This is a genomic window from Sporosarcina sp. ACRSL (assembly GCF_022346605.1).
Classification (GTDB): Bacteria; Bacillota; Bacilli; order Bacillales_A; family Planococcaceae; genus Sporosarcina.
The window spans coordinates 126,275-145,865 of sequence record NZ_JAKRNT010000010.1 but is presented as its reverse complement, the minus strand read 5'-3'; the positions used below and the strand labels follow the sequence as shown (position 1 = coordinate 145,865).

At 45.4% G+C, this 19,591-nt stretch carries 20 protein-coding genes, 1 tRNA gene and 1 other RNA gene; 21 read left to right on the top strand and 1 reads right to left on the bottom strand.

Going from position 1 to position 19,591, the window contains the following annotated elements:
- The first annotated feature begins 27 nt into the window (after positions 1–27).
- From MHZ92_RS15725 to MHZ92_RS15705, 5 genes are read left to right on the top strand one after another with little or no spacing between them, the layout of a single operon-like run.
- Positions 28–510, top strand: a complete 483-nt coding sequence (locus MHZ92_RS15725) for an NUDIX hydrolase (RefSeq protein ID WP_239432664.1) — start codon at positions 28–30, stop codon at positions 508–510.
- Complete coding sequence (rapZ, locus tag MHZ92_RS15720) at positions 510–1,397, top strand: RNase adapter RapZ (RefSeq protein ID WP_239432663.1); 888 nt, start codon at positions 510–512, stop codon at positions 1,395–1,397. The genes MHZ92_RS15725 and rapZ overlap by 1 nt, the downstream gene beginning before the upstream one ends.
- Before the next feature lie 4 nt (positions 1,398–1,401).
- Positions 1,402–2,385, top strand: coding sequence for a gluconeogenesis factor YvcK family protein (locus MHZ92_RS15715; RefSeq protein WP_239432662.1), 984 nt, complete (start codon positions 1,402–1,404; stop codon positions 2,383–2,385).
- A gap of 27 nt (positions 2,386–2,412) precedes the next feature.
- Positions 2,413–3,360 (top strand): DNA-binding protein WhiA, encoded by a 948-nt coding sequence (gene whiA / locus MHZ92_RS15710; protein ID WP_239432661.1) that lies wholly within the window; start codon positions 2,413–2,415, stop codon positions 3,358–3,360.
- A gap of 32 nt (positions 3,361–3,392) precedes the next feature.
- Positions 3,393–3,650, top strand: coding sequence for an HPr family phosphocarrier protein (locus tag MHZ92_RS15705; RefSeq protein WP_239432660.1), 258 nt, complete (start codon positions 3,393–3,395; stop codon positions 3,648–3,650).
- Positions 3,651–3,750: 100 nt separating this feature from the next.
- On the opposite strand, the gene MHZ92_RS15700 is transcribed toward MHZ92_RS15705, so the two are convergent.
- Positions 3,751–3,822: transfer RNA gene (locus MHZ92_RS15700), tRNA-Arg, on the bottom strand.
- Between the two features lie 183 nt (positions 3,823–4,005).
- On the opposite strand from MHZ92_RS15700, the gene clpP reads away from it, so the two are divergent.
- The 16 genes from clpP to MHZ92_RS15620 all read left to right on the top strand — a co-directional run bounded on the left by clpP (position 4,006) and on the right by MHZ92_RS15620 (position 19,517).
- On the top strand, positions 4,006–4,608 hold the full coding sequence (gene clpP, locus MHZ92_RS15695; RefSeq protein WP_239432659.1) for an ATP-dependent Clp endopeptidase proteolytic subunit ClpP: 603 nt from the start codon (positions 4,006–4,008) through the stop codon (positions 4,606–4,608).
- Positions 4,609–4,862: 254 nt separating this feature from the next.
- Positions 4,863–5,441, top strand: coding sequence for a LemA family protein (locus MHZ92_RS15690; protein ID WP_239432658.1), 579 nt, complete (start codon positions 4,863–4,865; stop codon positions 5,439–5,441).
- A gap of 20 nt (positions 5,442–5,461) precedes the next feature.
- Positions 5,462–6,262 carry a TPM domain-containing protein gene (locus tag MHZ92_RS15685; RefSeq protein WP_239432657.1) on the top strand — a complete coding sequence of 267 codons (801 nt, stop codon included), beginning with the start codon at positions 5,462–5,464 and terminating at the stop codon, positions 6,260–6,262.
- Between the two features lie 83 nt (positions 6,263–6,345).
- A complete protein-coding gene (locus MHZ92_RS15680; protein WP_239432656.1) occupies positions 6,346–6,576 on the top strand; it encodes a glutaredoxin family protein in 231 nt (76 codons plus the stop codon).
- Between the two features lie 131 nt (positions 6,577–6,707).
- Entirely contained in the window at positions 6,708–7,742 is a 1,035-nt protein-coding gene (locus tag MHZ92_RS15675) for a sugar-binding transcriptional regulator (protein WP_239432655.1), read from the top strand.
- Positions 7,743–7,792: 50 nt separating this feature from the next.
- Positions 7,793–8,800 carry a type I glyceraldehyde-3-phosphate dehydrogenase gene (gap, locus tag MHZ92_RS15670; protein WP_239432654.1) on the top strand — a complete coding sequence of 336 codons (1,008 nt, stop codon included), beginning with the start codon at positions 7,793–7,795 and terminating at the stop codon, positions 8,798–8,800.
- 284 nt (positions 8,801–9,084) lie between these two features.
- On the top strand, positions 9,085–10,266 hold the full coding sequence (locus MHZ92_RS15665) for a phosphoglycerate kinase (protein WP_239432737.1): 1,182 nt from the start codon (positions 9,085–9,087) through the stop codon (positions 10,264–10,266).
- Positions 10,267–10,280: 14 nt separating this feature from the next.
- Positions 10,281–11,042, top strand: coding sequence for a triose-phosphate isomerase (gene tpiA, locus MHZ92_RS15660; protein ID WP_239432653.1), 762 nt, complete (start codon positions 10,281–10,283; stop codon positions 11,040–11,042).
- Positions 11,035–12,561 (top strand): 2,3-bisphosphoglycerate-independent phosphoglycerate mutase, encoded by a 1,527-nt coding sequence (gene gpmI, locus MHZ92_RS15655; protein ID WP_239432652.1) that lies wholly within the window; start codon positions 11,035–11,037, stop codon positions 12,559–12,561. Before tpiA ends, gpmI begins: the two co-directional genes overlap by 8 nt.
- Positions 12,562–12,578: 17 nt before the next feature.
- Positions 12,579–13,874 (top strand): phosphopyruvate hydratase, encoded by a 1,296-nt coding sequence (gene eno / locus MHZ92_RS15650; protein WP_239432651.1) that lies wholly within the window; start codon positions 12,579–12,581, stop codon positions 13,872–13,874.
- 119 nt (positions 13,875–13,993) lie between these two features.
- Positions 13,994–14,221: a preprotein translocase subunit SecG gene (gene secG, locus MHZ92_RS15645; protein WP_239432650.1), complete on the top strand. Its 228-nt coding sequence runs from the start codon at positions 13,994–13,996 to the stop codon at positions 14,219–14,221.
- Positions 14,222–14,380: 159 nt separating this feature from the next.
- Complete coding sequence (locus MHZ92_RS15640; protein ID WP_239432649.1) at positions 14,381–15,127, top strand: alpha/beta hydrolase; 747 nt, start codon at positions 14,381–14,383, stop codon at positions 15,125–15,127.
- Positions 15,128–15,214: 87 nt separating this feature from the next.
- Positions 15,215–17,503: a ribonuclease R gene (gene rnr / locus MHZ92_RS15635; RefSeq protein WP_441347714.1), complete on the top strand. Its 2,289-nt coding sequence runs from the start codon at positions 15,215–15,217 to the stop codon at positions 17,501–17,503.
- Between the two features lie 78 nt (positions 17,504–17,581).
- Complete coding sequence (gene smpB / locus MHZ92_RS15630) at positions 17,582–18,049, top strand: SsrA-binding protein SmpB (RefSeq protein WP_239432648.1); 468 nt, start codon at positions 17,582–17,584, stop codon at positions 18,047–18,049.
- A 104-nt stretch (positions 18,050–18,153) separates the two neighbouring features.
- Positions 18,154–18,516, top strand: a transfer-messenger RNA (tmRNA) gene (gene ssrA / locus MHZ92_RS15625).
- Positions 18,517–18,863: 347 nt separating this feature from the next.
- Positions 18,864–19,517: a response regulator transcription factor gene (locus MHZ92_RS15620; protein ID WP_239432647.1), complete on the top strand. Its 654-nt coding sequence runs from the start codon at positions 18,864–18,866 to the stop codon at positions 19,515–19,517.
- Positions 19,518–19,591: the final 74 nt, after the last annotated feature.

Sequence of the window (19,591 nt, the reverse complement as noted above, 5' to 3'; positions counted from 1 at the left end):
GCATTAAGAGAAGTGAGGAAAAAAGTCATGCAACGAATTGCGAATTTACTTGTACTCAAAGACAACCACGTTCTTTTATTGAAGAAACCTAGAAGAGACTGGTACGTGGCCCCCGGTGGCAAGATGGATCCAGGCGAATCAATTTACACCGCCGCCATCCGGGAGTTTCAAGAAGAAACCGGCGCCACACCTGTCGAACCGCATGTAAAAGGCATCTACACAATGATGATCGTCGACAAGGAATCAAAGGAACTGCTAAACGAATGGATGCTCTTCACTTTCGTTGCGCAAGACTTGATTGGGACGCCTTACGAATCGAACAGGGAAGGTCTGCTTGAATGGCATCCTGTTGAAAGCTTGAAGACCTTGCCGATGGCGGAAGGCGATCGAACGAATTTATTATTTGCAGCCTCCCAAATTGGTGTGCAATATGGTACATTTTACTATACAGAAGAGTTTGAACTCTTAGAGGAACACATACAACAATCTACGGAAGGTGACCAGAATTAATGGAGAATGAATTGCCGAACAGCGATGTCGAATTAGTCATCATTACGGGTATGTCAGGGGCGGGAAAAACAGTTGCCATGCAAAGTTTCGAAGACCTGGGGTTTTACTGTATCGATAATTTGCCTCCAGAGTTGCTCGTCACTTTTCTCGATTTGATGATGAAATCGGAAAACAAAATGAGACGGATTGTCGCGGTCATGGATACAAGGGGAGGCGACCTGTTTGACGCCTTAGTCGGTGCCTTGGATAACTTGCTGAACATGGACGGTGTTTCGACGAAGCTCTTGTTCTTAGATGCGGATGATGCGACCCTTGTCAGAAGGTACAAGGAAACGAGAAGGTCCCATCCACTAGCAGTAGGGGGATTGCCACTTACAGGCATACGGAAAGAACGCAATCTCCTAACCGAATTGAGAGGCCGGGCCCGTTTCATTTTCAACACTTCAGAATTAAAGCCAAGGGAATTACGGGAAAAGATCATGTCAACGTTCTCCACAGCAGGAGACATTGGATTCACCCTCAATTTCATCTCCTTCGGTTTTAAACACGGTATGCCCATCGACGCGGACGTTGTCTTTGACGTGCGTTTTCTACCGAACCCCTATTACATCGAAGAATTGAGACCGATGACCGGTTTAGACAAAGAAGTTTATGAATATGTGTTAAAATGGAACGATACACAAATGTTGATTGACAAGTTGACAGACCTGTTCAAATTCATCATTCCCCAGTATAAAAACGAAGGGAAATCCCAAGTAGTCATCGCCTTTGGATGTACGGGAGGACAACATCGTTCCGTGTCGCTTGCGGAATACTTCGGGAATCGGTTCAAAGAAGAATATAAGACAGTCATTACACATCGAGATGTTGAGAAGAGAAAGGGTTGACAGTATGTCGCAATCCGGGGAAAAGAAAAAAATTGTCGTCTTTGGCGGCGGGACCGGATTGTCCACGTTACTTCGGGGATTAAAAGCCTATCCGGTCGATCTTACTGCGATTGTAACGGTCGCGGATGACGGAGGCAGTTCCGGAAGGCTGTTGGATCAATATAATATCCCACCACCCGGAGATATCCGTCAAGTGATGGCAGCGCTTTCAGATGTCGAGCCATTGATTGAGAAAATGTTCCAGTATCGTTTTTCCACTTCAGACGACTTGAAAGGGCACTCGCTCGGAAACCTTATGCTTGCCGCACTGACGGACATAACGGGTGACTTTGCCCGCGCAATAGAAAAAATGGGCATGGTTTTAAATATTAAAGGGAAAGTGCTTCCTGCCGCAAATCAAAAGATCACCTTGCATGCCGAGCTCGATGATGGCACAATTGTAACCGGTGAGTCAAAAATACCGGTTTACGGGCGTAAAATTCAGAAAGTCTATCTGTCTCCGCAAGAGGTCGATCCGTTACCTGAAACGGTGGAGGCGATTCAACAAGCTGACTTGATCATTTTTGGGCCTGGAAGCTTATATACGAGCATTTTGCCGACGATACTTGTAAGGGGCATTCGTGATGCCGTTCTAGCGTGTCGAGCGAAAAAGGTGTACATCAATAACTTGACGACGCAGGAAGGCGAGACGTACCAGTACACTGCGTCTGAGCATGTAAAAGCGTTATATGATCATGCGGGCAGTCAATTCATTGACACGGTATTGTTGAATAAGACGGATTTTCAAAATCTATTCAACGGAGAAGAGCCGACGATTACGCAGCTACCTGTGGAAAATGACGTAGATGTGTTGCAACTGCTCGTACCGACAATCGTCTTAGGAGACTTTTCAACGATTTCGGAAGGAAGAATTATACATGATGCCGGCAAAGTCGCATCGTGGATTATGGGTTATATGGAAGGTACAATCGTTAGCGAGGAGACCTGATCATCACCGAGAGAGAGGGGGAAAATCATGTCTTTTGCATCTGAAGTGAAGAAGGAACTGACACAAATCGATTCCAAAGAATGCTGTGTGAAAGCAGAAATCGCCGCCTTCATCCGAATGAACGGCGCACTTTCATTTTCCAATAAACAATTAAGCTTGGACGTGCAAACAGAAAATGCGGCAATTGCAAGGAGACTATATTCGAATATCAAGAAGTTATATCCATATAAAGTCGAACTGCTCGTACGCAAAAAAATGCGCCTGAAGAAAAACAATGTCTACATATGCCGAATTCGCGACGGAGCGAAGCAATTATTGGAGGACTTATATATTCTGACGGGAACCTTTCAATTTAAAAATGAGATTGTAGAGAAATTAGTGAAAAAGAAATGTTGCCAAAGATCGTATTTGCGTGGAGCATTCCTCGCAGGCGGTTCGGTCAACAATCCCGAAACGTCCTCTTATCATTTGGAAATCTTCTCTTTTTACAAAGAGCATAGTGAAGCATTAGTCGGATTGATGAATAAATACCAATTGAATGCGAAGTCCATTGAACGGAAAAAAGGATATATCGCTTATTTGAAAGAAGCGGAAAAAATATCGGATTTCCTAAGTTTAATTGGAGCCCATGTTTCCTTGATGAAATTCGAAGACGTCCGGATTCTAAGGGATATGCGGAACAGCGTCAATCGCCTTGTCAACTGTGAAACCGCCAACTTGAATAAAACAATCGGGGCGGCACAACGGCAAGTTGAAAATATTAAATTCATCCAGAGTACAATCGGGTTAGATCAATTGCCGGATCGACTACAGGAAATTGCTCAACTGCGCATCGAACACCAGGACGTCACGTTAAAAGAACTCGGTGAAATGGTGAGCGGAGGTGCGGTAAGTAAATCTGGCGTGAATCATCGTCTACGTAAAATCGAAGAAATTGCGGAAAATCTCCGCAATGGAGGAATTGCAAGCAGATAAATAGGAGAATTGGCAGGAAGGAGTCGAGTGAGATGGCGGAAAGAACAGTTGAGGTAAAAATGAAGACCGGTTTACAGGCACGACAAGCTGCATTATTTGTGCAAGAAGCAAATCGATTCATGGCGGATGTATTTTTGAAAAGGGATGACCGTCAAGTGAATGCGAAAAGTATCATGGGTGTGATGAGTTTGGCAGTTGCAAGAGGCTCGCAAGTGACATTGATTGCGGAAGGCGTCGACGAAGACCAAGCAATCGAAACCCTCTCCACACTTGTTGAAAATGAAAATTAATGAATGAAATCAGCCGTTTCACTATGAAGATAGGAAACGGCTGAAAATAAAAAAGCCGTAAACATGAAGATGTTTACAGGCTTCTTACTAAATTCTATTACGCCCTCGGCAGGAGTCGAACCCACATTTCAAGAACCGGAATCTTGCGTGCTATCCATTGCACCACGAGGGCAAACTATTACTGTCAGTAGTAACAGACAAGATTTAGTATACTAAAAAACTTGGATTAATGCAATACCTAATTTTAATGCGTTATATTTGACCTTAATTGACCATAGTATGTATGATAGGAGTACAGTTGAACCAACTGGTTTCAGCAGAACGAAATCCTGACCATTCATAAGGAGGAAATAACATGAATTTAATACCTACAGTCATCGAGCAAACAAACCGGGGAGAACGCGCGTATGATATTTACTCCCGTTTATTGAAAGACCGGATCATCATGCTAGGAAGCGCAATCGACGACAATGTCGCAAACTCCATTGTTGCACAATTACTCTTCCTTGAAGCGGAAGATCCAGAAAAAGACGTTTCCATTTACATCAATAGCCCGGGAGGCAGCATTACAGCTGGTATGGCGATTTACGATACGATGCAATTCATCAAGCCTGACATCCAAACAATCTGTATCGGTATGGCAGCTTCAATGGGAGCTTTCCTTTTGACAGCAGGAACCGAAGGGAAACGGTATGCACTTCCGAACGCTGAAGTGATGATTCACCAACCGCTTGGAGGAGCTCAAGGCCAGGCGACTGAAATTGAAATCGCAGCAAAACGCATTCTCTTCCTACGTGAAAAATTGAACACAATCCTGTCCGAACGCACAGGCCAACCGATTGACGTCATCGCGAGAGACACAGACCGCGATAACTTCATGACAGCTGAACGTGCAAAGGAATATGGACTAATCGACCATATCATTACACGCAGCGACATGAAAGACTTAAAAAAATAATAACAGTATGAGCCGACTCTAATAATGGAGTCGGTTTTTTATGCTTTTTTGATTGGGGGCTCCTTTATTGCGACAAGGGCTCCTTAATTTGATTAAAGGCTCAATTAATCGTTCAAGGGCTCAATTCAACTGGAAATATTTCGTTTAGTTTGAAACCTTTTCGCAAGACATACGATAAATAGTATAACTACCCAGTAGTTTGGGATGCAATGCTGGTGGGGTATTGCAAAATATATTGAATGGAGTGTGAAGAGATGAAAAGAATGTTAGGACCCATAGCTATTATTGTTGTTATTCTTGTAATACTTGGCATTATGTTAGTGCCCAGCTATAACAAATTTGTCAATCTAGAAGAAAATGTCGATCAATCGTATGCACAAGTTCAGAATCAATTACAGCGCAGGCTTGACTTAATTCCAAACTTGGTGAACACCGTCAAAGGATATGCAAGTCACGAGAAGGAAGTAATTGCGGAAATATCAGAGGCGCGTGCAAATCTTGCGGGGGCAAGAGGACCAGAGGAGCAGGCGGCTGCGGATACAGCGCTATCGGGTGCGCTCGGCCGATTGCTCGTCGTTGTGGAAAATTACCCTGAATTGAAAGCGAATCAGAACTTCACTCAATTGATGGATGAGCTTGCCGGGACGGAAAACCGGATCGGCGTAGCAAGAAGAGACTATAACAATGTCGTCTCCGAATATAATAGGCAAATCAAACGGTTCCCGGGCAGAATCGTCGCTACGATTTTCGGGTTTGACGAAAAGGAATATTTCGAGGCAGATCCAGCTGCAGAAAAAGCACCTGAAGTCGATTTCGGGGATGACGGCAAGTGATCCGCAACACGTTTCGATGCATGATCTTATTTTGCCTCAGCTTCATGATGATCATGCCGGTAATGGCGTTCGCAGCTGACGTCCCGGCATGGAATGGAGCGGATTACTATATACAAGATCATGCAAATATCCTGTCAGCGGAACAGAAAGCTGAGTTAAATCGATTAGGTGGAGAGTTGGATAAGGCGACAGGCGCTGAACTAGCGGTACTCACGTTGCCAAGTATCGGAGATGAACCGATTGAAGAATTTGCTGTAAAGGCTCTCAGGGAATACCAACTCGGGAAAAAGGAAGAAGACAACGGTGCATTGCTCATCGTGACGACAACTCCGAATTCGGATAGAAAGAGACATTTCTATCTGTCGACTGGGTACGGACTGGAAGGTGCACTGCCGGACGGAAAAGTAGGCCGGATCATGGATGAAGTCGCTGTTCCGTATTTATCAAATGGACAACCGGATATGGCGATCATGAACGCATACAAGTCGTATTACAATGAAATTGCAAAAGAATACGGATGGAACGGGGAATTTGCCGAAGTGAACACACTCGCTAGCCAAGGTGGTAGTTCAGGGATCGGCATTCCTGCACCGATTATCATATTTATTATCATCTATCTTCTCTTCCGTTTCATGGGTGGCGGCCGCGGAGGTGGCGGCGGTCCGGGAGGTAGAAGAAGACGTAGAGGTGGTATGGTTTTCTTCCCTGGCTCATTTGGAGGCGGTGGAGGTTTCCGTGGAGGCGGCTTTGGCGGAGGCGGTGGCGGCTTCTCTGGCGGAGGTGGATCCGGTGGCGGAGGCGGTGCAGGAAGAAGTTGGTGACCCTAGCGGTGTTTCGCAGAAACTTTTGCGAAACGCCGTTTTACATCTATACTTAAAGAAAACACAAGATTGAGGTGTTCCAAATGCATGTTCAATTTTATACGAAAAAGGGCTGTCATTTATGCGACGAGGCAGAAGCAATGATGAAACTCGTGCAGGAGGATTATCCGTTGACGTGGTCGACAATTGATATCGAAACGGATGATGAAAGCCATGAAAAATATATGCTAATGATTCCGGTCGTTGAGAAAGATGGCGAAGTGTTATTATACGGGTCCATCGGCTATATCGACTTGATTAATTTATTTGAATAAGGGCGTCAAAGTTTGAATTTAGAAACGTCAGGGTATATACTAAAAACGAGAGTTATATTTTTTTGCACTAGGTGGGACAGAAATATAGCAGGTGGGCAATAAATGCCCCTTCATGAAAAGAGGTGCTTTCCGTGATCCCGAAAATAATTGAAGCCCAACGTAAGCTTGTCCCGGAAATGATTGAGTTATTACAACAACGGTACAAAGTTTTAAAGTTCATCGAAATTGCCGGACCGATCGGCAGAAGACCTCTGAGCCAGATGGCATCTATTTCGGAGAGGGAATGTCGAAACGTGATGGAAGCATTACGGACGGAAGGACTTATTCGAATTGCGAAAGAAGGAGCCACTATTACGTCCGAAGGGGCAGCAATCATTGACACACTTGGACCGAGCATCGATATGTGGACGGGACACGGAGTGCAAGCTAAAAAACTGGGAGACCTTTTAGGGATCCAAAGCGTGCATATCGTCCCGGGGGATTGCGATGAGAATCCGGTAGTGAAAAGTCTTATCGGAAAAGAAGCCGCCGTTGAATTTATGAAACAGATCGGTGATGGGCGAATCATTGCCGTTACAGGCGGGAGCTCGGTAGCTGCTATTCCACTGCACATCCATCCATTTGAAAACGCGGAGCAGATGCATTTCATTGCCGCGAGGGGTGGAGTAGGGGAGGATATCGGATTGCAGGCGAATGTCATCGCAGCCTCATTTGCTAAAGCGAGTGGGGGGACATACAGCACTTTCCATTACCCCGAATCCCTTAGCGCCGAAGCGCATGAAATCTTCCAGCGAGAACCGACTGCCATCCAAATGATGGAGCTCTATGAGAAGACAGATTGCGTCCTGCACGGAATCGGAGATGCCCATCATATGGCAAGCTTGCGCAATACGCCTGAGCATGAACGCCTTCTACTGCAGGAAAAAGGCGCAAAAGGTGAAGCGTTCGGCTATTACTTCGACGGAAAAGGAAATGTCGTCCATCGGATCCGAACAGTCGGTATTCAAACGGACCAGTTGAAGAAAGTGCCGCTGATCCTTGCAGTTGCTGGAGGGAAAAGCAAAGCAAGTGCAATACGATCGTATATGGCAAGCGCTCCCCGCCAAACGATCCTTGTTACCGATGAAGGAGCGGCGCGTGCGATGCTCGCGGAAATGGAAGGATAACATGAACGAATTACGTAAATACTTGAAGTGAACTATAGGAGGTCATAAAAATGGCGATTAAAATGGCAATCAATGGATTTGGACGAATTGGTAGAGTGGTCTTTAGGTTAGCAAGACAACATGAGGAAATCGAAATCGTAGCAGTAAATGATTTGACGGATGCACAAATGTTGGCACATCTTCTGAAATACGATTCAGTGCACGGAATTTTTGATGGTGAAGTCGGTTCTGAGGAAGATCATCTCGTTGTGGATGGCAAGAAGATCAAAGTATACGCAGAAAAAGATCCTTCTCAATTGCCTTGGGGCGATCTAGACATCGATGTCGTCATCGAATCAACTGGTGTATTCAGAGATGAAAAAGGGCTTATGAAACATATTGAAGCGGGCGCGAAGAGAGTCATTCTTTCTTCACCGGCTAAAGGCGACGTTAAAACGATTGTCATGGGCGTCAATGAAGATTCGTATAATCCGGAAACTGATAAAGTCCTTTCCAATGCATCTTGTACGACAAACTGCCTTGCGCCTGTCGTCAAAGTGTTGCATAACCAATTCGGCATTAATAAAGGAATGATGACAACAGTCCATTCATACACGAATGACCAACGGATTTTGGATTTGCCGCATTCTGACTATCGACGTGCTCGTGCAGCTGCGGAGTCGATCATCCCAACAACAACAGGAGCCGCTTCTGCAGTAACAAAAGTAATCCCAGAGTTAAAAGGAAAGCTGGACGGCATGGCAGTCCGCGTACCGACACCGAACGTATCACTCGTTGACTTCGTAGCAGAGCTTTCAAAAGAAGTGACAGTAGAAGACGTGAATGCCGCTTTGAAAAAAGCTTCCGAAAATGAATTGAAAGATATTCTTTTCTATAACGACATTCCGCTCGTATCAACGGATTACAACGGAAATACTGCTTCCTCTACAGTAGACGGGCTGTCGACAATGGTATTGGGTGACAACATGGTGAAAGTCATCTCTTGGTATGACAATGAGACAGGCTATTCCGCCCGCTGCATCGACTTGGCTCTTTACATGAATAAAAAGGGCATATAAGCGCATCACCCTCGGCTTTTGTTTAAAACATAGCCATTCTTATGGCGACCCACTATAATAGATAGATGGGTAGGAGGAACGGTGATACCCGTTCCTTCTTTTTTTATCTAGATTCAGCAAAGAACGCTGAATCTAGATATAGCCTCCGGCGGATGTCAGGGATTTTGTAGGGAGTTAATTGCGCAAGCGCAATTCAAAATCCCGACGCAATTACGCCGAGGCGTAATTGATTTACCTCGCCTTTTCTGGCGGTCTAATTTTCGTAGAGGGGTGCAGTCAACATGATAGCCAAACAAACGATCAAAGATATTGAATTGAACGGGAAACGCGTATTTTGCCGTGTCGATTTCAATGTGCCGATGGAAAACGGCGAAGTTGCGGATGATACGAGAATCCGTGCTGCGATTCCGACGATTGAATTCATGGTGGAACAAGGAGCGAAAGTGATTCTTGCAAGTCATCTGGGACGTCCCAAAGGCGAAGTGAATGAAGAGATGAGACTCACGGCAGCCGGTGCAAGATTAGCGGAACTCCTCGGGAAAAACGTGAAGAAGCTTGATTCTTCCATTGGGGAAGAAGTTGAACAAGCAGTCTCCGATATGAAAAATGGAGATATCATCCTTCTGGAAAACGTCAGATTCCATGCGGGGGAAGAAAAGAACGATCCGGAGCTAGCGAAAAAGTTCGCGGCACTTGCGGATGTCTTCGTCAATGACGCTTTCGGAGCTGCTCACCGTGCACACGCTTCCACTGCGAGTATCGCGGAGTACATTCCAGCTGTCAGCGGATTCTTGCTAGAAAAGGAACTGGAAGTCCTCGGGAAGGCGTTGTCAAATCCAGAGCGGCCGTTCACAGCGATTATCGGCGGTGCGAAAGTGAAAGATAAGATTGGTGTCATTGATAATTTGTTGGACAATGTGGACCATTTATTAATTGGAGGCGGCCTTTCCTATACGTTTACGAAAGCGCAAGGATATGAAACAGGCAACTCTCTAGTCGAAGAAGATAAAATTGAACTTGCTCAATCATTCATTCAAAAAGCGAAAGAGAAAAACGTTAAACTCCATTTGCCGATTGACGCGGTCGTTGCGGATTCATTTTCCGACACTGCGAATGTGAAAACAGTGAAGATCGACGAAATCCCGGACGGATGGATGGGACTCGATATCGGACCAGAAACGGCTAAGTTGTACGCAGATATCATCAAGAATTCAAAGCTTATCATTTGGAACGGACCGATGGGTGTTTTCGAAATGGAGCTGTTCGCAGCAGGCACGAGAGAAGTTGCGCTTGCAATGGCTGAAACGGAAGCGTATACCGTGATCGGCGGAGGAGATTCCGCTGCGGCAGTCGAGAAATTCGACGTAGCTGACAAAATGGATCATGTCTCAACGGGCGGCGGAGCGTCATTGGAATTCATGGAAGGGAAAGAATTGCCTGGCGTAACCGCGTTGAATGATAAGTAACGGGAGGTAGGAACATGCGGAAACGAATCATTGCAGGAAACTGGAAGATGTACAAGACAATCGGTGAAGCGAAGAACTTTGCAACAGAAGTGAAAGATCGCTTACCGGAGACAGACAAGTTAGAAGCAGTCATTTGTCCACCTTCTCTTTATTTGTCTGAGCTTGTAAAATTAACGGAAGGTACTCCATTGAAAATCGGAGCACAAACGATGCATGACGTCGATGAAGGTGCATTCACGGGTGAAATTAGTCCGAAAATGCTGGCGGATTTACAAGTGCCGTTTGTCATCCTCGGCCATTCTGAACGTCGTCAATATTTCAATGAAACGGACGAATCGGTCAATCGTAAAGTAGTGGCGGCTTTTTCAAAAGGATTGACGCCAATCGTCTGTGTTGGGGAAAGTCTTGAAGAACGTGAAGCCGGGAAAACAGTCGAAACGGTTGCAACCCAAGTGAAAAAGGCGTTTGAAGGTGTCAACGCGGAACAGGCGAAGGAAGCGATTATCGCGTATGAGCCAATTTGGGCAATCGGAACAGGCAAAACGGCGACTGCTCAAGATGCGAATGAAGTATGCGGAGAGATTCGTACTGAAATCGGCAAGCTATATGATGAGCAGACGGCTGCAGCGATTCGCATCCAGTATGGCGGCAGCGTGAAACCTGGCAATATTGGCGAGTTGTTGTCGATGGAACATATCGACGGTGCACTTGTTGGAGGAGCGAGCCTTGAGCCGGATTCATTCCTCGAAATGATCGGAGTGGCGGCGAATGAATAAAGGGCCTGTCGCATTAATTATCTTGGACGGCTTTGGATGGCGCGAAGAGCGATTCGGCAATGCGGTCGCCCAAGCAAAAACACCGAATTTCGATATTCTTTGGAATGAATATCCGCATTCGACATTGACTGCGTGCGGGGAAGCTGTCGGCCTTCCAGAAGGGCAGATGGGGAATTCGGAAGTCGGCCATCTGAATATCGGTGCTGGGCGGATTGTCTATCAAAGCCTGACACGAATTAATAAATCAATTAAAGACGGAGACTTCATGACGAACCCTGCATTGCTTGGGGCGATTGAACACGTCAAACAGCAAGATTCATCCCTTCATCTGATGGGGTTGCTTTCAGATGGCGGCGTACATAGCCATTATGAGCATCTTTTCGCCCTCTTGCGCCTCGCCAAAATGAATGGAATTACAAAGGTTTTTGTTCATGCATTCCTGGACGGAAGGGACGTAGGTCCACAAACGGCCACAGGTTTCGTCGAACAGATCGAAAAGGTAATGGAAGGGCTTGAAGTTGGTAAGATCGCTACGGTTTCTGGACGATTCTACGCAATGGACCGTGATAAAAGATGGGAGCGGGTGGAGCGTTCCTACCGGGCGATTGTCGATGGCACGGGAGAGAAGTTCAAAAGCGCTACGGAGGGCATCCTCGCGTCGTATGAGAAAGGCGTCCATGACGAATTCGTGGAACCCTTCATCATCGCAGAGGGGAAAGAGCCCGTCGCAAAAGTGAAAGACGGAGATGCAGTAGTGTTCTTCAATTTCCGTCCTGATCGTGCGATTCAATTGTCGAAAGCATTTACAGATCCAACGTTTGACGGCTTCCATACAGGTCCTGAAACGTTCGAAAACTTGAAGTTTGTGACATTTACACATTATAGTGATGAAGTACGTGCAAACATTGTTTTCGGAAATGAAAACTTGGAGAACACGCTCGGCGAAGTGATTTCGAAAAACGGACTCCGGCAGCTACGAATCGCAGAAACAGAGAAATATCCACATGTGACATTTTTCATGAGTGGCGGCAAAGAAGACGAATTTGAAGGCGAGAAAAGGATTCTCATCGCAAGCCCGAAAGTCGCGACATATGACTTGAAGCCAGAAATGAGTGCGGTCGAAGTGACGGAGGCATTGCTCAAAGAGATTGAAGCTGATAGCCAAGATGCCATCATCCTCAATTTTGCGAATCCTGACATGGTCGGGCATAGCGGAATGCTCGAACCGACGATTAAAGCGATCGAAACGGTCGATACTTGCCTTGGACGGATCATTGACGCATTGATGCTCAAAGGCGGAACGGCAATCGTTACGGCGGATCACGGGAATTCGGACGAAGTCGTGACCCTTGAAGGAAAGCCGATGACTGCGCATACGACAAACCCTGTGCCGGTCATCATTACAAAACCTGATATCGAGTTGCGGGAAGGCGGAATACTTTCAGACCTTGCGCCGACGATGTTGAAACTGCTTGAAATCGAACAGCCGGAAGAAATGTCCGGAACACCATTATTCTAATAAAGGGAGAGATTGAAATGCCAATCATTACTCATATCCAAGCAAGAGAAGTTCTTGATTCACGTGGTAACCCTACTGTTGAAGTTGAAGTGTTCACTGAAAGCGGAGCATTTGGCCGCGCTATCGTTCCTTCAGGCGCTTCCACAGGTGAATACGAAGCAGTCGAACTGCGCGACGGAGACGATTCCCGCTATCTTGGAAAAGGTGTTTTGAAAGCGGTCGATCATGTCAATGAAATCATTGCAGATGAAATCGTAGACAATTATTCAGTGCTCGATCAAGTCGTCATCGACAATGCGTTGATTGACTTGGACGGCACGAAAAACAAAGGCAAGCTCGGCGCAAACGCAATCCTTGGCGTTTCGATGGCAGTCGCACACGCTGCAGCGGATTACTTGGACGTTCCACTGTACCAATACCTTGGCGGCGTCAATGCGAAGCAATTGCCAGTTCCGATGATGAACATTTTGAATGGCGGGGAACATGCGGACAACAACGTCGATATCCAGGAGTTCATGGTCATGCCAGTAGGTGCAGAATCATTCCGACACGGCCTTCGCATGGGAACTGAAATCTTCCATAGCTTGAAATCTGTATTGAAATCAAAAGGCCTGAACACTGCAGTAGGTGATGAAGGCGGATTCGCACCGAACTTATCATCAAACGAAGAAGCGCTTGCAACGATTATGGAAGCAATCGAAAAAGCAGGTTACAAACCAGGTGAAGAAGTATTGCTCGCAATGGACGTTGCGTCTTCCGAGTTTTACGACAAAGAAGCGAAAACATACCGTTTAGCGGGAGAAGGCATTACGAAAACGTCTGAAGAAATGGTCGCTTGGTATGAAGAGCTTTGCTCAAAATATCCGATCGTCTCAATCGAAGACGGACTTGACGAGAACGACTGGGCAGGGCACAAACTGTTGACAGAGCGTCTAGGCTCAAAAGTCCAATTGGTTGGGGACGATCTATTCGTCACGAACACAGAAAAATTGGAGCGCGGTATTGAAGAAGGCGTCGGCAACTCGATCCTCATTAAAGTGAACCAAATCGGTACATTGACAGAAACATTCGATGCGATCGAAATGGCGAAACGCGCGGGCTACACAGCAGTCATCTCCCACCGTTCCGGCGAATCTGAAGATACGACAATTGCGGACATCGCTGTAGCGACAAATGCGGGTCAAATTAAGACAGGAGCTCCTTCCCGTACAGACCGCGTCGCTAAATACAACCAATTGCTCCGCATCGAGGACCAATTGGATGAAACAGCAGTGTACCTAGGGGTAAAATCGTTTTATAACCTAAAAAAATAATCTCAAAGATCAGCCGGCGCTAGCCGGCTGATGTTTTATAACTCGAATTTTGTTGTAACAGTGAAAAATGTTTGATAGAATATAAATGTTGTGATGCTCGATTCAGGAGGTGGAACAAAGTGCATGCTTTGTTAATGACGTTACTATTAATCGTATCATTGGCGTTGATCGTAGTTGTATTATTGCAATCCGGAAAAAGTGCTGGTCTATCTGGAGCCATCTCCGGTGGTGCCGAACAACTTTTTGGTAAACAGAAAGCACGTGGATTGGACTTAGTGCTACAACGAGTGACAATTGTACTTTCGATTTTATTTTTCATTTTGGCAATCGCCATCGTAAAATTCTAATCGTAACTAACTAATTGCATACATGACAAACGCCTGGCCACCCGTATGGTCGGGCGTTTTTTCACAATGAAAAAGGGAAAGATAGGATACATAAGCTATTTTTATTTAAATCTACATACATTTTTGTAATGATGGGAATGTAACGAAAGGATGAGGGGCATGAGAATTTCACAACCGAAGCCGTTCTTTTTTGAGGCTGGCAAACGGGCCGTCTTGCTACTGCACGGATTCACAGGAACATCTGCAGACGTCCGAATGCTCGGCCGTTTTCTAGAAAAGAAAGGCTATACATCATTAGCACCACATTATAAAGGACATGGCGTACCACCCGAACAACTTATCGAAACAGGACCGGACGAATGGTGGGAAGACGTCGTTGCGGGCTATGAACAATTGAAACAAGCAGGCTACGAAGAAATCGCCGTCGCTGGATTATCTTTGGGCGGTGTATTTTCATTGAAACTAGGGGTTAAAATGCCAGTAAAGGGTATTGTAACAATGTGCACGCCGATGATAATGAAAACACCGGATAAACTATATGAAGGCGTATTGAAATATGCTTCGGACTATAAACGATATGAAGGAAAAAAGGCAACCGAAATCGAAGAGGAAGTAGATGCGCTTCGAGGGAAAACGATGCCGTCCCTCGCCGAGTTGACACCACTTGTCGACAATGTAAGGGGGCAGCTTCCGGATATCGATGCACCGCTTCTTGTCGTTCAATCACGGAAAGACGGCGTCATCGATCCGGATTCCGCGAACGTCATTTACGAAAATGCCACATCAAGTAAGAAGCAACTCAAGTGGTTTGAAAAATCCGGACATGTCATTACGCTCGGTCCAGAAAAAGAACAGCTTCATGAAGAGATATTTCAATTTCTTGAATCACTTGACTGGAACGTGTGAAAATGAAAACAGTTGACGATAGTGAAGAATGGAGGGATGATAGTGGATTTTATTGACGAAGAGTTACAAACAAGACTGTTGTCTTTTATGAGAGAAGAATCGTATAAACCGTTGACGGTTCAAGAGATCCAGGAGTCGTTAGGGATCGAAGGGGCTGCGGAATTCAAAGAGCTAGTTAAAATGCTCGTCCATCTTGAGCAAAAAGGTGAAATTGTCCGCTCCCGTACAAATCGATACGGCGTCCCAGAGCGCATGAACTTGGTGAGAGGTAAATTCATAGGACATGCGAAAGGGTTTGGATTCGTGACGCCGGAAACGGATGGAATGGATGATATTTTCATTCCGCCACCAGATGTGAACGGCGCGATGAATGGGGATATAGTTCTCGTACGTGTGTCGAAAGGTGATTATGGCGACCGGCGCGAGGGGGCGATCATTCGTATCGCTGAACGGAAAACGACGAAGGTTGTAGGGACATACCAAGATAATCGTGGATTCGGCTTTGTCATCCCAGACGACAAAAAGCTGCCAATGGATATTTTTATAGGAAAAGGGAATTCGCTTGACGCTGTCGAAGGACATAAAGTCGTCGTAGAAATTACAGAGTGGCCAAGCGAGTTGAAATCGGCAACCGGGATGGTCGTTCAAATCCTTGGACATAAAAATGATCCGGGGGTCGATATTTTATCGATCATCCATAAGCATGGCATTGAAGTCGAGTTTCCTCCAGAAGTGATGGAGCAGGCGAATCGGACGCCAGATGTCGTACGGGAACAGGATCTGTTTAAACGCCGTGACCTAAGAGAAGACCTCGTCATTACGATTGACGGGGCTGACGCGAAAGATTTGGATGATGCGATTTCCCTCGTGAAACATGACAATGGAACTTATACATTATCCGTCCATATCGCCGATGTCAGTTATTATGTCGAGCAGAACACACCGCTCGATGACGAAGCGTATGATCGGGCGACAAGCGTCTATTTGACGGACAGAGTTATCCCGATGCTTCCGCATAAGCTGTCGAACGGTATTTGTTCGTTAAATCCTCATGTCGATCGTCTGACGATTTCATGCGAAATGACAATTGACGGCAACGGAAAAGTCATCGATCATGAAATTTTTGAGAGCGTAATACTCTCAAAGGAACGAATGACGTATACGGACGTCTATAAGATCATCGGGGAAGAAAAAGATGAAGAGCTCTTGAAGAAATATGAGCATATCGTTCCGATGCTGAATGATATGGCGGAGCTCGCTTCGATCTTGAGACAGAAACGGATCGACCGTGGTGCCATCGACTTCGATTTCAAAGAATCAAAAGTCATTGTCGACGAACAAGGTTGGCCGACTGATATCGTGTTACGGGAACGTACAGCGGCGGAACGCCTTATCGAGGAATTCATGCTCGCTGCTAACGAAACGGTCGCTGAGCATTTCCATTGGCTGCAAGTACCGTTCCTTTACCGTATCCACGAAGACCCGAAGGCGGAAAAGCTCCAACGATTCTTTGAGTTCCTAACAAACTTCGGAATCGTCGTCAAAGGGACAGGGAATAAAGTGCATCCTCGTGCCTTGCAGGAAATCGTCGAGTCGATCGACGGCATGCCGGAAGAGACAGTCATTTCGACAATGCTTCTTCGTTCCATGCAACAGGCGAAGTATTTCGAAGAAAGTCTCGGCCACTTCGGGTTGTCGACTGATTTTTATACACATTTCACGTCACCAATTAGACGTTATCCTGACTTGATCGTTCACAGGCTCATTCGGACGTATTTAATTAATAAAGACGTGTCTTCAGAGACAATCGCGCATTGGAACGCCAATATGTCTGAAATCGCGCAGCACACGTCGGAGCGTGAGAGACGAGCCGTTGACGCAGAACGCGATACAGACGCATTGAAGAAGGCTCAGTACATGCTCGATAAGATCGGAGAGGAATTCGACGGTGTCATTTCGTCCGTAACGAACTTTGGTATGTTCGTGGAGCTCGAAAATACCGTAGAAGGACTCGTCCATGTTAGCTATATGACTGACGATTATTACCGTTTCGATGACCGTCAAATGATGATGCTCGGTGAACATACCGGCAAGCAGTTCAGAATCGGGGATGAAGTGACGATCCGCGTCGTGTCAGTCAAACCAGAGGAATCCGCAATCGACTTTGAAATTGCGGGGATGAAGCAATCATTCCATCGAACACGGAAGGAAAAGCCGAAAGTCATCCATGCGAAGAAGGCGAGTGGCGGCCGAGGTGATTCCGGGAAGCCTAAAGCTGCGGAAAAGAAAAAAAGTGCCGGGCCAGGCTCGAAGAAAAAGTTTTATGAAGATGTAGCGAAAAAGAAGAAGAAAAGAGCTCCAAGAAAGAGAAAATAATAAAACGAACGGCATTCGTCATTGACGAGTGCCGTGGATTTTATTACTGTATGCCACATAGAAACTGGGGGGATAGTCATGGCAAAAGGACAAGGGAAAGTGATCGCGCTCAATAAAAAGGCGAATCATGATTACGCAATAGAAGAAACGATTGAAGCGGGAATCGTCTTGCAAGGAACGGAGATCAAGTCTGTACGGAACGGAAAAGTACAACTAAGAGATGCTTTCGTGCTCATCCGAAACAATGAGGCATGGATCTCAAATATGCACATAAGTCCATACGAGCAAGGAAACCGATTTAACCATGATCCATTACGTTCAAGAAAGTTGTTGCTTCATAAGAAACAGATTGCTACGTTAGTCGGGCAAGTAAAGCAGGAAGGCTATTCGATTGTGCCACTTAAGATGTACTTGAAGGACGGTTTCGCGAAAGTGTTGATCGGCGTCGGTAAAGGGAAGAAGCTCTATGATAAACGTGACGATCTGAAGAAGAAGGAAGCGAAACGCGAGATGGAACGTGCCTTCAAGGCGAAACAGCAGTATTGATTTTTACGTCAAAATGTTGTATGATACTAGTAGTGATATAGTTCAGAAGCCTTTCAATAGGCATTCCTGACATCCCTTTAAAGGTCTAACAACCTTTTCTAAACGGGGACGTTACGGATTCGACAGGGGTGGTCTGAGCTTGAGCTGCGCGTCGGAGGGCTCGACTCCGTCAGAAACGGCAGTTAATAATAACTGGCAAAACAAACAACAACCTAGCATTCGCAGCTTAATAGCTGATGAATCTGCCTGACAGTTCCATCGCCCATGTGGCATTGTTAGGCTCACCTATTAGTGGGATACGGTGACGGTCGCCTCCTGAGGCCGTTGCAAGAGACTAACAGGATAGCACTCAAGACGCCTTGATTGACGGCATAATGCAGTGCGAATCGCAAGTAGTCAATCTACACGCGTAGACGCTGAAGTATTGGAGCCTTTGGACGCGGGTTCGACTCCCGCCGTCTCCATAATTTTTATGGAAAATAGCACAGATAAGAATGTAACTTTAAGTATATTTTTGCCGTTTTGGCAAGGATATACTTAATTTTATTTTAGGCGTAAAAAAGAATAAGGCATTTTGTATTCAAGCTTTAGTAAAAAACGCTTAGAGATGTGAGCTGCACCCCGATTGTTGGACACCCTTCTGACAATTGGAGGTGCAGTTTTTCTATGACAAAATATTCTTTTGATGACAATTTATCGGATGTTATTTGGATGGTGCAGAAAATTATTCTTCACAACAACGATTGATTGTAATTTTACAACTCTATAACAAATTGATAGTAATCTTAGCATAAAAAGGGGAGGTAAAAATATTTTGGCGGTCATTTTAATTGTTGAGGATGAAATATCAATAAATGATTTGATTAAAAAGAATTTGCAACTTGTGGGACATCAATGCACATCGGTCTTTGATGGGAAAACAGCTATTTTGGAAATACAATCCCATATATATGACCTAATCATTTTAGATATAATGCTGCCTGAGTTAGATGGCTTTGAAGTGTTTGGAAAAGTGAAAGAAACTCCAACGATTTTCTTAACGGCACGTAATAGCTTGTTAGATCGCGTAAAAGGATTATCTATGGGTGCAGACGATTATTTGACTAAGCCTTTTGAAATGCTTGAGTTGCTGGCTCGCGTCGAAGCCGTTTTAAGGCGGACCAAAAAAAATAACAGATGTTTTGAAGTTGGAGCAGTGAGGATTGATTTTGACAGCTATCAGGTATTTTATAAGGGCCAGCATGTGGAATGTACCCCGAAAGAATTTGAATTATTAGAGGTGTTGGTCAACAATCGTAATATTGCATTGTCCAGAGATAGACTTCTGGAACTTGTATGGGGGTATGATTATGAGGGCGATACCCGAACAATTGATGTTCACATCCAAAAGTTGCGAAAAAAATTAGGTTGGGAAAATATGATAAAGACGGTCTACAAGGTAGGTTACCGTCTAGAGGTCAAACTATGAAATACCGAACTTTTTTTACAACGTTACTTCTTTTCCTCATTACCCTTAATCTTGGAATACTTATTATATCCTTT

What these genes read in the sequence shown, in the direction of transcription:
- MHZ92_RS15685 (WP_239432657.1), top strand. Translation starts at nt 5,462, where the DNA reads ATGATCTTATTTTGCCTCAGCTTCATGATGATCATGCCGGTAATGGCG.
- eno (WP_239432651.1), top strand. Translation starts at nt 12,579, where the DNA reads ATGCCAATCATTACTCATATCCAAGCAAGAGAAGTTCTTGATTCACGT.
- MHZ92_RS15725 (WP_239432664.1), top strand. Translation starts at nt 28, where the DNA reads ATGCAACGAATTGCGAATTTACTTGTACTCAAAGACAACCACGTTCTT.
- MHZ92_RS15640 (WP_239432649.1), top strand. Translation starts at nt 14,381, where the DNA reads ATGAGAATTTCACAACCGAAGCCGTTCTTTTTTGAGGCTGGCAAACGG.
- gap (WP_239432654.1), top strand. Translation starts at nt 7,793, where the DNA reads ATGGCGATTAAAATGGCAATCAATGGATTTGGACGAATTGGTAGAGTG.
- clpP (WP_239432659.1), top strand. Translation starts at nt 4,006, where the DNA reads ATGAATTTAATACCTACAGTCATCGAGCAAACAAACCGGGGAGAACGC.
- MHZ92_RS15680 (WP_239432656.1), top strand. Translation starts at nt 6,346, where the DNA reads ATGCATGTTCAATTTTATACGAAAAAGGGCTGTCATTTATGCGACGAG.
- rapZ (WP_239432663.1), top strand. Translation starts at nt 510, where the DNA reads ATGGAGAATGAATTGCCGAACAGCGATGTCGAATTAGTCATCATTACG.
- whiA (WP_239432661.1), top strand. Translation starts at nt 2,413, where the DNA reads ATGTCTTTTGCATCTGAAGTGAAGAAGGAACTGACACAAATCGATTCC.
- rnr (WP_441347714.1), top strand. Translation starts at nt 15,215, where the DNA reads ATGAGAGAAGAATCGTATAAACCGTTGACGGTTCAAGAGATCCAGGAG.
- gpmI (WP_239432652.1), top strand. Translation starts at nt 11,035, where the DNA reads ATGAATAAAGGGCCTGTCGCATTAATTATCTTGGACGGCTTTGGATGG.
- MHZ92_RS15705 (WP_239432660.1), top strand. Translation starts at nt 3,393, where the DNA reads ATGGCGGAAAGAACAGTTGAGGTAAAAATGAAGACCGGTTTACAGGCA.
- tpiA (WP_239432653.1), top strand. Translation starts at nt 10,281, where the DNA reads ATGCGGAAACGAATCATTGCAGGAAACTGGAAGATGTACAAGACAATC.
- MHZ92_RS15690 (WP_239432658.1), top strand. Translation starts at nt 4,863, where the DNA reads ATGAAAAGAATGTTAGGACCCATAGCTATTATTGTTGTTATTCTTGTA.
- smpB (WP_239432648.1), top strand. Translation starts at nt 17,582, where the DNA reads ATGGCAAAAGGACAAGGGAAAGTGATCGCGCTCAATAAAAAGGCGAAT.
- MHZ92_RS15715 (WP_239432662.1), top strand. Translation starts at nt 1,402, where the DNA reads ATGTCGCAATCCGGGGAAAAGAAAAAAATTGTCGTCTTTGGCGGCGGG.